The sequence below is a fragment of the Streptococcus australis genome (genome assembly GCF_047463015.1).
GTDB classification, from domain to species: domain Bacteria; phylum Bacillota; class Bacilli; order Lactobacillales; family Streptococcaceae; genus Streptococcus; species Streptococcus australis_F.
Genome location: NZ_JASHER010000010.1, coordinates 21,474 through 35,840 on the forward strand (window position 1 = coordinate 21,474; position 14,367 = coordinate 35,840).

Consider the following 14,367-nt stretch of genomic DNA (forward strand, 5'->3'; position numbering starts at 1 on the left):
TTATAGCAAAATTTTGTTTAAATTTCACTTTCTTTATTCCAGTTTTGAAAACTTTCACGGAATTTCATGAGGTCTTCCTGGTCTTGCAAATCAGTCAAAGGATAGACAAATGGTTGGACCACCGCTTCTTCTTGCTTGCGGAAAACAAAGATGGTTTTTGCTAGATTGGCTGATCGAAAGAGGTTCTCTGGCAAGGTCACCATGGCCAAGACCTGAGCATGATCCTGCATCCATTGTTTCAGCAGAGGACTCTGCTCGCTCGTCAAGAGATCATTCGGAGCTAGAAAAATAGCGACGCCACCTGGTTTTAAGTATTTTAGCGATTGTTCAATCAATAAATGATGGGCATAGGTGTGGCCCTGAGGGGAAGCGACCTGGTAACGACTCGCAATGGCATCATCTGGATAATAACCGACAGGTAAATCGCTGATAATCACATCGCTCTCTTTCAAAACTTGTGGACGAATGGCATCACCTTGGGCAAAATTCACATCCGCCTTCATCACTTCTGCCATACTAGCCGCAAGGTCAATCAAGAGATCATCAATTTCCAAGCCCAAATAATCTAAGGAACGCTGACAGTTGTTCATCAAGGTTTGGGCCAAGTTCCCTGTTCCACTCCCCATTTCTAGCACATCTACTTGATCGGAACTCGCCAACTGATCCACTAGGAAGACCAGAAGAAATCCAATCCCATCTGGCGTAAATTGGTGATTGGCCTGTAGGGGCTCTGTTTGGGCAGCCTTCATCAAAAGATACTGGAAGGAACGACGCCACTCTTCCTTGTTTAAGTTCAAGTCCTTCAGGCGCTGGTTGTTTTCCTTCACTAGAGTCAACTCTGTTTGCCCATCCAGATAGATGGCATTCTGCTCAACTAGAGCATCATAAAAGTTGGTCTGCAAATCATTTTGGATAGTTTGGGTATTCTCTAATAGGTAGCCGTAGGCTTTCTCAATTTTTTCGAAATTCATGCTTTCCTCCATCTCTTAATCATATCAAATTTTAAGAGTTTTCGCTATGCTTTTCGAAGGCCTGAGGCTTCTCTTCCTCAGTCGTGGTCGGGTGGTCTGTGGCCGAATCTGGAGCCTGCTTCTCCTTTTCCTTCTTGTCGGTTTTTTTCTTTTCACGAGGAGGTAGAGCAAAGGTGAAATGATAGCTTCCCCCATCTTGTAAGTGACTCGTTACGTTGGCAAAGCCCGATTTTTCTTCCAAATCGACTCGACCAGTTGAGAAGGTTATGGTTTTTTCTTCCCGATCCCAAGTATCAATCGCCAATTGAGCTTGTGCATAAGCCTGGATCCGGTGCTGACTAGCAAGGAGGATCCGTCTCTCTGCCACTTGTCTGTTCAGGTAAAACTGAAGCAAGAGACTAAAAACCGCCGACATAAAAAGGGCATAAAGAAGGATCCCTGCCTCAATCTGCTTCTTTTTTATCCTTTTCCACCACACGGTAGACCACCTCCCTTTCTAACCCTTCTTCAAAGCGCAGTTGAATAGACACCAGATCTCCTCTTTTTTCAATCCAGGCGGATTCAACTCCATCTATCATCGGTTGATAGCCACGGCCAGTCGCATCTGTCTTTCGGATATCTCCCCCCTTAGCCAGTCCAATGGCTATGGGTTTTTGATCCTGAACAAGATAGAGTTTGTTGTCTCTGACCTCTTCAAATTGGCTACGAGACAATTCAATGTCCAGCTGGTCCTGAAAGAGCAACCATTCCTCTTGCTTGATGTGACTTTGGTACTGAAGTTCTTGACGCAAGAGGCTTGTCAATCCTTGAAACACCAATAAACCACCGCTGATGACGAGCAGGGCAACCAAGGCCTCCAGTAAAGTAAAGGCTGGCAGTTTAGTTCTTTTCAACAGCAATCACAACCTTTCCTTCATGATAGACCTTTAAGGACTTGGCAGACCTCTCCACCTGGACACTGACCTGATTGATGTTCAATTGATCCTGCCTGGTCTGGATCGCCATTTTTGCGACTCGCAAGACTTCTCCTTGTCTCAACTCTTCTAAGCGCTGCTGTCGCGAGTCCCCTAGCTCTCCCAGCACAAGGGTCGTGAGGACACCAAACATCGCTAAGGCAATCAGTCCTTCTAACAAAAGACTAGCGGGGAGCCGTCGATTTTTTAATTTTTCCATTCCCAATTGCCAACTGATAAGTCACCACCTCTTTCTCTGTCTGAAATTGAATCTTGGTCAGGCTTGAATTGCCTCCTGCTGGATCAAAGGTCAGTTGCTTCTCTCTGACCACTTCCACCCCTTTTGGAAGCGGTAATTCTTGATAGGGACTATGAACCCCACCGTGGTCGATGGAAAGAAGAGCTCTCTCCTCTTTTGCAATACTCATCTTTTGTGTCTCCTGATAGACCCGTTCAAATTCCGAGAAAAACAATGTTTCTTCCACCTGCCCAAAGGCTTGATGGACTGACCCAGCTAGCAGCCAACATAGAAGACTGACGATACCTAGAGTTAGTAAGCTCTCTAGAAGGGTGAAAGCTTTAATCTGCAACCGCACGGTGATCACCTGCATTCTTCACATAGTGAGCACGGTAGGCTTCTGCTTGTTTTTGAGTGATTTGTCCTTCTGCGACTAGCTTAGAAAGACTAGCTTTTTCATTCTGATGATTGAGTTCATAGAGCTCAGCCTGGCTCTCCACGACTTTGACGACTGCTCGATTTCCTGTATCTGTTACCGAATCTTTCTGCTTGGTCAAGTTCGGAACAAAGAGCAAGAGAAGAACGCTGATAATGAGCAAAACAACTAACATTTCAATCAGAGTAAAAGCTTTTACCTTGAGTGTGCGCAATGATTTCATAAAGGAACCTCCAAATTTTCATAAATCGGCAGCAACATGGCTGCATAGAGCAAAACAATCATAAGAGCAACAAAGACAAAGACCAGTGGTTGAACGACATTCATGGCCTTGTTCAAACGATGGAAAAAGCCTGCCCAGGTCTTGTCTGCATAGATCTCCAGCTCACTACCGAGCTTGGATTTGGCTTCCCCATATTCAATCATGAGGGCCAGCTCTCGTTTAAAGAAAGGATAGGTCTGAATATGGTCAGAAAAAGACCTGCCACGAGCCAATGCCCGCTCTAAATCCTGTCCAATCTCTCGAAAGAGACGGGAACGTTGCCCCTGCATCACAGGAAAAATTTGATTCAGCTCCAACCCTTGGGCAATCATACTTCCCCATTCTCGAGCATAAAAAGCGGTCAGATAATCCTGTAAGAAGGGGCGAAGAAAAGGAAATCTAGCCAAACATGAAACCAGGGCCAGCCGTTTGGCACGACGGCCTAGGAAAAGGAGCATCAAAACTCCAATCGTCAGCAACACACTCCCTAACAAAACATACTGGGGAAAGATACTAATCAGTCGTGTCGCCCCATTTTGATTCTCCAACTGGGGCAAGAGATAATTTTTCAGCCCCAGCATAATCAAGATCAAAAATCCCAACAAGAGCACGGGATAGGTCGCCACCTCAACTAGTTTCTTTCGAACCTGGGTCAGATTTTCCAAGTAGCTACGGATCTTTTCTAAACTTAAGGTAACATTTCCATGCTGCTCCGCCAGTGCCAATTGAGTCGTTACCTGATCGGAGAAACCTAGATCAGAGAGAATGGCTGACAGGGGCTTCCCGTTGGCAAGTCCGACCTGCATCCTCTCGACAAAATCTGCCTCTACCAATTGACTGCGCCGAAGAAAGTCGATGACCTCTGATAGATGAAAGCCACTGCTGTAGAGATTGTGAAAGAGTTCAATGACATGTTCTTGCTTAGCAATCGATAATTTTTTCGGCTTGCGCCTGATCCAGCTCAATATGTCCCGCTTCATAAAGCGCATCCATTTGCTGGTTCCACTGTTGACTGGAGTGGTTTTGGTAATCTTGGATGGCAAAGTCAGTGACACCTCCTCCCTTTATCAAACGCTGGTAACAGATCCCTTGAAGGACAATCCGTAACTCCTCCTCACTCACCCCCAACTCCAGTAGGCGTTCATAAACCCCAGGAATGCTCTTGGCATGGATGGTAGAAAAGACCGTCACACCTGTCAGACTAGCCCGAATAACTGCACGAGCTGTCTCCGTGTCACGAATTTCTCCGATGAGGAGGAGATCCGGGCGATGACGCAGAGACAGTTTAATCAAGCTATCATAAGTCATGCCAATCGCTTCATTGAGCTGCAGTTGCAGCATCTCTTCTTGCTTAATTTCTACGGGATCTTCAATCGACATGACTTGTTGCCCCGAAAATTTTTTCTTGGCCAGGGCATGCATCAGTGTTGTCTTCCCCGATCCGACTGGACCCGCAAATAAGTAGAGCCCCCGCTTACTCACCTTCTCTTCTAGCTCTTGAAGTTGGTCGAACCAGAAACGGAGCTCCCGGTCCTCATTGTGGAGCAGGCGAATAACTAAACTCTCGTATCCCCTATAGTCTCCCACAGTAGACAAGCGTAAGGACAAGACCTTATCCCCTAGAGAATAGTCACAGGAGCCCAATTGACTCCGGCGCCTTTCCCCCACATTCATCCCTGCCATAAACTTAAAATGACTGATGACCGCTACCATTTGTTCTTGCGAATAGGTCTCGACAAAGCGTCGCTCATCCCCAACCCTTAGAAAGAGCTGATAGTCTGATGCTCGAGGAACAAAATAAATATCCTGAGCTTCGGCATTCGATGCCATTCGAATTATGGATTGTGCAATTTCTTGAACCATATTTCCTCCTTTCACTATATAATTCGCAATTAATTGGCCAACTAGCGCTGGATTTAGAAAAAAGAGCAAAAAAAAAGAAACTCAACTGCATATTGAATTTCTCTTCCTATAGATTATTGCTCTCGTAGTCTAGCTTACAAGAGCGATGAGCCGTGTGGGCATTCTCTTTTTCGTAACCTGGACGACGCTTGCTTCTCGGAATCTTCTGATCATTTTCTAATAAGGCGACTGAATGATATTGTTGCACGTATTCCGCACACTCTTCACACCAGCGCTGATCCTCAGGATCCCAAAAAATCGTCATTAAATCACTTCTACTTTTAAATAATGGAGATTGCTCTCTTAAAAGTAACCATTGGCGTTTGTAGTATTTTAGGGCTTCATAATAGTCATCAAAACTCTGACTAGTGACAATGTCCTTCTCCCAATCTTCTAAAAACCACCAGGGTTCGTAATCCCCATACATTTCAATTACTTGATACATATTTCTCTCCGTCCTTTGTATCCAATATTATATATAAAATCCTTTGATAACAAAAGAATTCTGCTTATGAAAGAAAAATAAAGTAAATTTTCCGAACGTTTCCATAGTTTTCTTTCAAAATCTCCCCTTATGGAGGAGAGACAGGCTATTTTTTGACAAGAAAAAACTGAGAATACTAAGTTCTCAGTTCAGATTGAATATAAAATCTTCTGAAAAACTTCCCTTAGGTGAGTACGGACGTCAGCGAACTTCTACGAAGTTCCATGACTTAGTTTTGAGCCTAAGGTCTCAAAACTCCCGAGTGCTAGAAACACCAGTGTTTCTAGCACTTTTCTCACTGTGGAAAGTTTTTAATCTTCTTAAATGGATAAAAAATAAAAGTCACTTTTTTGAAAATCATCTAGCCGTTTTATGAAAAACAATAGTTTGTCTACATTCAAAACTGAGAACCTAAAGTTCTCAGTTTTTCAAATGCTGATTCATTAGAACAATTGAAGGGCAATCATGGTTGTCATGGTTGCATCGTAATAATTTTCTGTTGATAGATCTTGCATAAAGATAAACTTGTTCTGCTGCACCAATTTGAGATAGCCATCTCTATTTTCAGCCGCATAAGATACCGGAGCAATGAAGCTAGCTGCTTGGTACTGATGAAGGGCATTGCCTTTCAGATCATAGCCTGCATAGATATTCCGTTGCTTCATGAAGAAATCCAGCATCTTCTTGCCCAATTTTTGACTGGTCTTGTCCTGGCTTTGAGCCAAGTTGTATGGCAGACGACAAGCATTGTAAGAATAAGCACCATCGTACTTGGATTCGATGGTATCTGGATCCGCTACACGCGCTCCTTGTTCATCTACCCACATAAAGTCTGGCAGAAGGCCTGTTTTAGTTTGTGAACTGATAGCGTCAAGCTGGGCCAACATCTTCTCTTTAATACTTAACCATTGTTCATTTCCAGTCAACTCATAGAAGGATTGGAAAAAGGATGGAAGGGTATCAGAGGTTCTCATCAAGTGATAGAATTCGGAATCTTGATTGGCCCAATTCCCAACGGTCAAGACACCCGTTGTCTCATTGTAGTTGTACTTGAGAATATCGTCCAAGATAGCCTTGGCTTGCTGTTGATAGCCTTTACCTTTTTCAGGCCACTGTTTTGCTGCCTCCATCAAGGCATAGGCTATATATAGATCACCATCCGTCGCATTTTGATGCTCAGATGAAAGCTCCCCTTTTTTGATGATTTGTTTCCAAGCCATTAATTGGGTATCGTCTAAGCGATTGTTTTGATAATACCGATACAGACGGTCAAAATCCTCTTGATTGGCTAGGTCTTTCTTGGCAGCCTCTACTGTGATTAGCATGCCATAACCTTGCGCTTCTGATAAGACAACCGTTTCTTGGTCACTGTTAGTCGTACGAACATAGGACTGTTTTCCATCCGTCACGAGGTAGTGTTCCGTCCATTGACGATAGAGGCGGTTCCGCATCTCCACCTTGCTTCTTGTCCGAGCCAAGAAGAGAGTCAAACAAAAGACTGCCAGGATGACCACAAACCATAAATATTTCATTTTTTTTGTTCTCATAAGTCCTCCTAACCAGCAAACCGTTTCGTTTTCACCCACTTGGTTCCTTCACGGTGAAGCAATTTATCCATGATGATGGATGAAATCGAATCAATCGAAACAATGATAAAGAGTTGGGAATAGCTAAAGTAGGCTGCTAGGGCCAACCAAATCTGTTTCACCGTCGCCTGACCAAACTGAGAAGCCATGGCAATGTTGATTTGCAACAAATACAAACCAATCATTAGCACCCAGTTAAAGAGCATCAATTGGGCAATGTAGATATTTTCGGAGTCAAAAGCAAAAGGAATCTGTACACCCGGAGCAAAGAGATGGATAAACATAGCAAGGACATTGGCAAAGAAAATCAAGTCTGACAAGACAATCGCTGCATTAAACCAGAAGAAAATACATGAATAGTTGAAGACCTCTAGTTTTACCCGCCAGTTCCCTTTTCCGAATAAGTGTTTAAAGTTGGAAAGTACAACCTCGTAGTTCCCTTTTGCCCAACGTTTCCGTTGCATGTAGTAGGTTTTTAGAGTCTCTGGCTCTTGTTGGAAGGCTTCCGAGTTGTAAGCCAAAGCGATCAGTTTTCCGCTTTGCATGATCTTGAAGGAAATATCCGTATCTTCCGTCAAGGCACCATTCTTCCAACCACCGATACTTTTGACAAATTCTGTTTGGATAATAAAGTTGGTACCTGGAATCCGTCCGATTTTGAAGAGATTCCACATCCCGACGTGATGAACCCGTTGGGTCACGACGATTTCTTGGTTGATACAACGCGTCAAGAAGTTCTGGTTGGCATTTCTCGTCTTATTGCGTCCAAATGAAGCCACATGGCGTTCTGGATCTTTAAGAACTTCCTTAACCAAGAAATAAAGAGCATTTTTCTCAGGCATGGCATCCGCATCATAGACACAGATATAATCTCCTGTCGCCATCTTCAAGGCATCATTCAATACTCCAGCTTTCCCACCTGTACCGGTACGGTCAATAATGGTCACGTCCCGGCCAGCGTATTCCGGAAGGGCCTTGACAGCCAAACACTCCTCATAGGTACGATCCGAGCAGTTATCTGCAAAGAGAAGCAACTCCACACGATCATGAGGGTAATTCATATCCAAAATCGCCTTAGCAGTTTGAGCAATGACCACATCTTCATTGTGGGCAGGTACCACAATGGTTACTTTAGGATAATAGAGAAGCGGGCTCGTATCCACTCGAAAATCACTGTGTTTCAACCAGAATTGAACCGCTGAAATCAAGATTACCAAGCCCCAGGCTAGAGATAACCAGATAGAAATCAAGGTAAAAATCATTAAAATTTGACTAATCATGGTCCACCGCCTTAAAGTTTTTGTTTACCCGATGGTAGATGACCAAGTAGGCAATGAATAATGCACAGAAGCACACCGCAAAGAATAGACTAATCCCGAGGGCTAGCCCAAAAAATAGATTTGTAAGAGTCATCGGTTCCCCCTAATATTCCACAATAATATCCGTTTCAAGTTGACGTTTCAAGTTACTAATAGCTTCCTGGTAGCTATGGAATTTCGTCCGATTGGTCGAATCCACTACCAAGTATCCTTTTTGGAATTGAATAGCTTGATTACCGTCTTCTCCCTTAAAGACCAGAGATTCCAATTGATTTTTTAAATACAACTGATAATATTCTTGCAAATTTCGTTGCTGACTATTCGTAAGTACTAGGAAATTGCCATCTGAAACATAATAAAGTCTCTCATCTTGTATCAAATGGTGGCCAATCAGATAATGAATTTGGTTCAGTGTCCGATTGTACTCACGAGGATGAATTTGATAGAAGAGTTCCTCATGAGACCAATGGATCAAGAGGGCTTGTAATTTCTGTTCCTGTTGAACACCTGAGTGTTCCAGCAAGCCACGGTAGGCAACTTCAGCATCCTCTTCTTGGTTTTGAACTTTGGCAACTTCTTTAAATAAGTAGTAGCGAATTTTTGATAGAATCCCAATCAAAATAGGGAAAGAGAAAAGTAATAACAGTGCCTGGTTTGCAGGGATATACACGACTCCTGCTACCAGAAAGACAATTCCTAAACCGAATGAAATTAAAATCGTCCAGGTCAGAAGCAAATTGGATAAGACAAGAGAGGCAAACAAGGCTAACACGAGAAAGAGAGCTTCCTCAATAATAATTTCCCGTGCAAAGAATAGACAGTATATCAGGACGGCCAATACAAAGCCGACTAAAATAAGCATCCAGTTTCCTAAATGATTCCTTTTTTCATTCCTAAATCTCTCCCTCCATAAATTCAGATACCGAGTCAACGAGGCCATAATAGTGCTGAATAGCTTGAACAATCCGCTCAGATGCCTTCCCGTCTCCATATGGATTTCGAGCCGAAGCCATTTTTTGATACAGATCTGGGTCCGTCAACAAAGCCGTCATTTCTTCCTTGACACGCTCAGGATCGGTTCCGACCAATTTTAAGGTTCCAGCTTTGACACCTTCTGGACGTTCGGTCGTATCCCGAAGGACTAAGACAGGCTTGCCTAAAGAAGGGGCCTCCTCCTGAACTCCTCCCGAATCAGACATAATAAAGTAACTTCTCGAAGCGAGGTTATGAAAGTCAAAGACGTCCAAAGGCGCAATCAAATGAATGCGGTCGTGTTCTCCTAAGATGTCCTTAGCCGCCTCTTGAACAGCTGGACTAAGGTGGACTGGATAAACGACTTCCAATTCCGGATGGGCATCCACCATTTCTCTCAAGGCACCAAACACAGCTCGCATCGGTTGGCCTTGGTTTTCCCGACGGTGCATGGTCACTAAGACCAACTTCTTCTGCGGATCCAACTGATCAAGAACCTGGTGGTGATAATCCTCTTGTACTGTTAATCGCAGGGCATCAATCGCCGTATTCCCTGTAATGAAAATAGACGACTCTGGATGATGTTCCATAAGAAGATTGGCCTTGCTTTCACTGGTTGGGGCAAAATAAAGATCCGCCAAGTTATCCGTCATTTGACGGTTCATCTCCTCAGGGAAAGGCGAATACTTATCGAAGGTTCTGAGCCCCGCCTCTACGTGACCGATACGGACTTGGTTATAGAAGGCAACAAGACTAGCCGCAAAAGTCGTCGTTGTGTCCCCATGTACCAAAATCATATCCGGTTGCACTTCTTTCACGACTGGGTCAAATTTTTCAAGGATTCTAGCCGTGATATCTAGAAGAGATTGGTTTTTCCCCATAATATCTAGATCGTAATCCGGTTGAATGCGGAAGGTCTCTAGCACTTGATCCAGCATTTGACGATGCTGTGCAGTTACCACTGTGATCGTTTCAATGGTCTCACTTTGCTTTTGGAGCTCTAGAACCAGGGGAGCCATTTTAATAGCTTCTGGGCGCGTTCCAAAAACAACCATCACTTTAATCTTTTTCATCATCTCACCTTTTTACCTTGTGATTTTATTAACAAAATCAACAACATATTTACCATCCATTCTACCTTCAATTGCTTCATAAGTCAAACTATCTCAATGCTTTCGTAATACATTTAATCGAATTTTAATAATCTGTAATTTATGTGTAATATTAATTAGTTTAAAACCCGTAAAAACCTTGAGATAGCTGGATTTTATACCATATTTATTTTAACAATCAAATCTTTCTAAACTTCCTTTTTCAGTCTTAATATATGCATTTTTTTGAATATATATTTATTATTGCGCATATCTTTAACATGGTATTATAGGAGAAAACAGTGTCTTTCTATTCATTTTTAGGCATAAAAAAGAAGCCTTACTGAAGATCAGTAAAGCTTCTTTTGGGATTAATTTTCTTCCACTACAGGTGATTCAACCATTTCAGTTGCTTCTTCTGTGACTGGAACTTCTTCGATAATTTCGACTTCATTGACTGCTTGTGGTTCCAAGTTACGGTAACGCGCCATACCTGTACCGGCAGGAATAATCTTACCGATGATAACATTTTCCTTCAGTCCAAGGAGATGGTCTTTCTTACCACGAATCGCTGCGTCAGTGAGGACACGAGTTGTTTCTTGGAAGGAAGCCGCTGACAAGAAACTATTGGTTTCAAGAGAGGCTTTGGTGATTCCCATAAGGACTGGACGAGCCGTCGCAGGAACCCCACCAGAAATAACCACATCACGGTTGGCATCTGTAAAGTCTGTGATATCCATGAGAGTACCCATGAGAAGGTCTGTATCTCCTGGATCCATGACACGAACCTTACGGATCATTTGACGCACCATTACCTCGATGTGTTTGTCGCCGATTTCTACCCCTTGGCTACGGTATACTTTTTGTACTTCCGCAAGGAGGTAAGTTTCAACTGACAAGACATCACGAACGGCAAGGAGACGTTTTGGTTGGATAGACCCTTCTGTAAGAGCCGCACCACGAGAGACTTGATCTCCCACTTCGACTTTCATGCGGGCTGTGTAAGGGACAACGTATTCTCCCTCTCCAGTCGCACCACGTACAAAGACTTTCTTGGTCCGTGTAGAAGCATCTTCTTCAATGGCTGTGACTTCCCCTTTGACCTCAGTGATGACCGCTTCCCCTTTCGGATTGCGGGCTTCAAAGATTTCTTGGACACGAGGAAGACCTTGCGTGATATCAGTATTTGAGGCAACCCCACCCGTGTGGAAGGTACGCATGGTCAACTGTGTACCAGGTTCCCCGATAGATTGGGCAGCGATGGTTCCGACTGCTTCACCAACTTCAACCGCATCACCAGTCGCCAAGTTGATACCATAACAGTGACGGCAGACACCATGACGAGTGTTACATGTAAAGACAGAGCGGATGGTCACTGCTTCAACACCCGCATTGACGATGTCGCGAGCGATATCTTCTGTAATCAAGGTATCTGGACCAACGATGACTTCTCCTGTTTCAGGATGTTTAACAGTTTTCTTGGTATAACGACCTGTCAAACGTTCTTCCAATGGTTCAATCATTTCTTTACCATCTGTAATAGAGGTAATCAGAAGTCCACGGTCAGTTCCACAGTCATCTTCACGAATGATTACGTCTTGGGCAACGTCAACCAAACGACGAGTCAAGTAACCTGAGTCGGCTGTCTTAAGGGCCGTATCGGTCATCCCTTTACGAGCACCGTGAGTAGAGAAGAACATTTCCAGTACTGACAAACCTTCGCGGAAGTTTGAAAGGATCGGCAATTCCATGATCCGTCCGTTTGGAGCGGCCATCAAACCACGCATACCGGCAAGCTGTGAGAAGTTTGAGATGTTACCACGGGCTCCAGAATCCATCATCATAACGATTGGGTTCTTCGGATCTTGGTTATCAATCAGACGTTTTTCCAATTTCTCACGGGCTGCACGCCATTCAGCTGTAACCGCATTGTAGCGTTCATCATCTGTAATCATCCCTTTACGGAACTGTTTGGTGATTTGTTCTACACGTTTGTGAGATTCTTCGATGATTTCAGCCTTATCTTCAACAACTGGAATATCGGCAATCCCCACTGTCAAACCAGCAAGGGTTGAGTGGTGGTAACCTAAGTCTTTCAAGCGGTCCAAGAAAGCAGATGTTTCTGTTGTACGGAAGCGTTTGAAGATTTCCGCGATAATATTTCCAAGGTTTTTCTTCTTGAATGGAACATTTAATTCCAATTTCTCAATCGCTGCTTTGACATCTTGACCAGGCTCTAAGAAGTACTTAGCTGGAACGCCTTCTGTCAAGTTAGCATTATTTGGCTCTTGAAGATATGGAAGTTCTGCAGGCATGATATCGTTAAAGAGGATCTTACCAACAGTTGTCAAGAGAATCTTGTGTTGTTGCGCTTCTGTCCATGGTTTGTTCAAGCTATCCGTCGCAATTCCGACACGGGTATGCAAGTGAACATATCCATTGCGAAGAGCCATGACCGCTTCATCACGGTCTTTGAAGACCATGCCTTCGCCTTCACGACCAGCTTCTTCCATAGTGAGGTAGTAGTTCCCCAATACCATATCCTGAGATGGGGTAACGACTGGCTTCCCGTCTTTCGGATTCAAGATGTGCTCAGCAGCCAGCATCAAGATACGAGCTTCTGCTTGGGCTTCTTCTGAAAGCGGTACGTGGATGGCCATTTGGTCCCCGTCAAAGTCGGCATTGTAGGCTTCACAGACAAGTGGGTGCAAGCGAAGGGCTTTCCCGTCAATCAAGACAGGCTCAAAGGCTTGGATCCCCAAACGGTGAAGGGTCGGTGCGCGGTTCAAGAGAACTGGGTGTTCTTTGATGACTTCTTCCAAGATATCCCAGATACGTTCATCTCCACGTTCGACCAAGCGTTTAGCAGCTTTTACGTTTTGCACGATGTCACGCGCAACGATTTCACGCATCACGAATGGTTTAAAGAGCTCGATGGCCATTTCACGTGGCACACCACATTGGTACATCTTAAGAGTCGGACCAACGGCGATAACGGAACGTCCTGAGAAGTCCACCCGTTTACCGAGCAAGTTTTGACGGAAGCGTCCTTGTTTCCCTTTGAGCATATGGCTCAAAGATTTCAGTGGACGACTACCTGGTCCTGTGATCGGACGACCACGACGACCGTTGTCGATCAAAGCATCAACGGCTTCTTGGAGCATCCGTTTTTCGTTTTGCACGATGATACCAGGGGCATTCAACTCAAGCAAACGTGCCAAACGGTTGTTCCGGTTAATCACACGACGGTAAAGGTCATTCAAGTCAGAGGCAGCAAAACGGCCACCATCCAATTGGACCATCGGACGAAGATCTGGTGGAATAACGGGAAGGATGTTGAGAACCATCCATTCTGGCTTGTTGCCAGATTTGTAGAAGGCATCTAAGACATCCAAACGGCGAACTGCCTTCACACGTTTTTGACCAGTTGCAGTCTTCAATTCTTCCTTCAAGACAGCAATTTCAGCTTCCAAATCCACTTGTTTCAAGAGGTCTTGGATCGCTTCTGCCCCCATCTTAGCTACAAAAGAACCTGGTCCGTATTCGCGCAAGCGTTCACGGTATTCACGCTCTGTCATGATGGACTTGTGCTCAAGCGGTGTATCTTTTGGATCGATCACCACGTAAGCTGCGAAGTAGATGACTTCTTCAAGGGCACGAGGACTCATGTCCAAGGTCAACCCCATACGAGAAGGGATGCCTTTAAAGTACCAGATGTGTGACACAGGTGCTTTCAATTCGATGTGTCCCATGCGTTCACGACGAACCTTGGCACGTGTTACTTCCACACCACAGCGGTCACAAACGATCCCTTTGTAACGGATCCGTTTGTATTTTCCACACGCACATTCCCAGTCTTTTGTCGGTCCAAAGATGACTTCATCAAAGAGACCTTCACGTTCTGGTTTCAATGTACGGTAGTTGATTGTTTCAGGTTTCTTGACCTCTCCATAAGACCATGAACGGACCTTGCTTGGAGAAGCTAGGGTGATTTGCATACTTTTAAAACGATTTACATCAACCACTATTTCTTACCTTTCTTTATGTTCATTATCGATTGTATGTTCTTTTGCTTTTTGGCGAAGGAGAGAAGGAACTTCCTTCACTCCTTCAAGCCTAAAGCTTGGGATAGAGAACCTTCTCAGGTTTTCCA

The 14,367-nt window shown here is 44.2% G+C and carries 15 protein-coding genes; all 15 read right to left on the reverse strand.

The window, feature by feature from the left end:
* Nucleotides 1-17 precede the first annotated feature (17 nt).
* Nucleotides 18-971 (reverse strand): class I SAM-dependent methyltransferase, encoded by a 954-nt coding sequence (locus QM873_RS08815; RefSeq protein ID WP_023022079.1) that lies wholly within the window; start codon nucleotides 969-971, stop codon nucleotides 18-20.
* Nucleotides 972-1,002: 31 nt separating this feature from the next.
* Nucleotides 1,003-1,449, reverse strand: a complete 447-nt coding sequence (comGG, locus tag QM873_RS08820) for a competence type IV pilus minor pilin ComGG (protein ID WP_006595132.1) — start codon at nucleotides 1,447-1,449, stop codon at nucleotides 1,003-1,005.
* On the reverse strand, nucleotides 1,415-1,867 hold the full coding sequence (gene comGF / locus QM873_RS08825) for a competence type IV pilus minor pilin ComGF (RefSeq protein WP_048717662.1): 453 nt from the start codon (nucleotides 1,865-1,867) through the stop codon (nucleotides 1,415-1,417). Before comGF ends, comGG begins: the two co-directional genes overlap by 35 nt.
* A complete protein-coding gene (gene comGE / locus QM873_RS08830) occupies nucleotides 1,851-2,144 on the reverse strand; it encodes a competence type IV pilus minor pilin ComGE (RefSeq protein ID WP_048717510.1) in 294 nt (97 codons plus the stop codon). Before comGE ends, comGF begins: the two co-directional genes overlap by 17 nt.
* Nucleotides 2,110-2,535 (reverse strand): competence type IV pilus minor pilin ComGD, encoded by a 426-nt coding sequence (gene comGD / locus QM873_RS08835; protein WP_042507426.1) that lies wholly within the window; start codon nucleotides 2,533-2,535, stop codon nucleotides 2,110-2,112. Before comGD ends, comGE begins: the two co-directional genes overlap by 35 nt.
* Nucleotides 2,504-2,821, reverse strand: a complete 318-nt coding sequence (gene comGC / locus QM873_RS08840) for a competence type IV pilus major pilin ComGC (RefSeq protein WP_023022076.1) — start codon at nucleotides 2,819-2,821, stop codon at nucleotides 2,504-2,506. Before comGC ends, comGD begins: the two co-directional genes overlap by 32 nt.
* Nucleotides 2,818-3,840: a competence type IV pilus assembly protein ComGB gene (comGB, locus tag QM873_RS08845; protein ID WP_023022075.1), complete on the reverse strand. Its 1,023-nt coding sequence runs from the start codon at nucleotides 3,838-3,840 to the stop codon at nucleotides 2,818-2,820. Before comGB ends, comGC begins: the two co-directional genes overlap by 4 nt.
* On the reverse strand, nucleotides 3,782-4,723 hold the full coding sequence (gene comGA, locus QM873_RS08850; RefSeq protein WP_006597118.1) for a competence type IV pilus ATPase ComGA: 942 nt from the start codon (nucleotides 4,721-4,723) through the stop codon (nucleotides 3,782-3,784). The genes comGB and comGA overlap by 59 nt, the downstream gene beginning before the upstream one ends.
* A gap of 106 nt (nucleotides 4,724-4,829) precedes the next feature.
* Complete coding sequence (locus QM873_RS08855; RefSeq protein WP_006595139.1) at nucleotides 4,830-5,207, reverse strand: DUF1033 family protein; 378 nt, start codon at nucleotides 5,205-5,207, stop codon at nucleotides 4,830-4,832.
* Between the two features lie 482 nt (nucleotides 5,208-5,689).
* On the reverse strand, nucleotides 5,690-6,793 hold the full coding sequence (locus QM873_RS08860) for a glycosyl hydrolase family 8 (protein ID WP_414279171.1): 1,104 nt from the start codon (nucleotides 6,791-6,793) through the stop codon (nucleotides 5,690-5,692).
* Nucleotides 6,794-6,801: 8 nt separating this feature from the next.
* On the reverse strand, nucleotides 6,802-8,112 hold the full coding sequence (locus tag QM873_RS08865; RefSeq protein WP_023027557.1) for a glycosyltransferase family 2 protein: 1,311 nt from the start codon (nucleotides 8,110-8,112) through the stop codon (nucleotides 6,802-6,804).
* The gene (locus QM873_RS08870) at nucleotides 8,105-8,245 is read right to left on the reverse strand and encodes a hypothetical protein (RefSeq protein ID WP_006595142.1); all 141 of its coding nucleotides are present in this window, start codon (nucleotides 8,243-8,245) and stop codon (nucleotides 8,105-8,107) included. Before QM873_RS08870 ends, QM873_RS08865 begins: the two co-directional genes overlap by 8 nt.
* Nucleotides 8,246-8,254: 9 nt before the next feature.
* Nucleotides 8,255-9,013 carry a hypothetical protein gene (locus tag QM873_RS08875; protein ID WP_414279172.1) on the reverse strand — a complete coding sequence of 253 codons (759 nt, stop codon included), beginning with the start codon at nucleotides 9,011-9,013 and terminating at the stop codon, nucleotides 8,255-8,257.
* Nucleotides 9,014-9,044: 31 nt separating this feature from the next.
* Nucleotides 9,045-10,196, reverse strand: a complete 1,152-nt coding sequence (gene wecB, locus QM873_RS08880; protein ID WP_048717463.1) for a non-hydrolyzing UDP-N-acetylglucosamine 2-epimerase — start codon at nucleotides 10,194-10,196, stop codon at nucleotides 9,045-9,047.
* Nucleotides 10,197-10,585: 389 nt separating this feature from the next.
* The gene (gene rpoC, locus QM873_RS08885) at nucleotides 10,586-14,239 is read right to left on the reverse strand and encodes a DNA-directed RNA polymerase subunit beta' (RefSeq protein WP_414279173.1); all 3,654 of its coding nucleotides are present in this window, start codon (nucleotides 14,237-14,239) and stop codon (nucleotides 10,586-10,588) included.
* Nucleotides 14,240-14,367: the final 128 nt, after the last annotated feature.

Bases quoted from the DNA above. Each gene is read 5' to 3' on its own strand.
- comGB (WP_023022075.1), bottom strand. From the start codon at position 3,840: ATGAAGCGGGACATATTGAGCTGGATCAGGCGCAAGCCGAAAAAATTA.
- comGE (WP_048717510.1), bottom strand. From the start codon at position 2,144: ATGGAAAAATTAAAAAATCGACGGCTCCCCGCTAGTCTTTTGTTAGAA.
- QM873_RS08860 (WP_414279171.1), bottom strand. From the start codon at position 6,793: ATGAGAACAAAAAAAATGAAATATTTATGGTTTGTGGTCATCCTGGCA.
- QM873_RS08875 (WP_414279172.1), bottom strand. From the start codon at position 9,013: ATGCTTATTTTAGTCGGCTTTGTATTGGCCGTCCTGATATACTGTCTA.
- comGD (WP_042507426.1), bottom strand. From the start codon at position 2,535: ATGCAGGTGATCACCGTGCGGTTGCAGATTAAAGCTTTCACCCTTCTA.
- QM873_RS08815 (WP_023022079.1), bottom strand. From the start codon at position 971: ATGAATTTCGAAAAAATTGAGAAAGCCTACGGCTACCTATTAGAGAAT.
- QM873_RS08870 (WP_006595142.1), bottom strand. From the start codon at position 8,245: ATGACTCTTACAAATCTATTTTTTGGGCTAGCCCTCGGGATTAGTCTA.
- QM873_RS08855 (WP_006595139.1), bottom strand. From the start codon at position 5,207: ATGTATCAAGTAATTGAAATGTATGGGGATTACGAACCCTGGTGGTTT.
- wecB (WP_048717463.1), bottom strand. From the start codon at position 10,196: ATGAAAAAGATTAAAGTGATGGTTGTTTTTGGAACGCGCCCAGAAGCT.
- QM873_RS08865 (WP_023027557.1), bottom strand. From the start codon at position 8,112: ATGATTAGTCAAATTTTAATGATTTTTACCTTGATTTCTATCTGGTTA.
- comGA (WP_006597118.1), bottom strand. From the start codon at position 4,723: ATGGTTCAAGAAATTGCACAATCCATAATTCGAATGGCATCGAATGCC.
- comGC (WP_023022076.1), bottom strand. From the start codon at position 2,821: ATGAAATCATTGCGCACACTCAAGGTAAAAGCTTTTACTCTGATTGAA.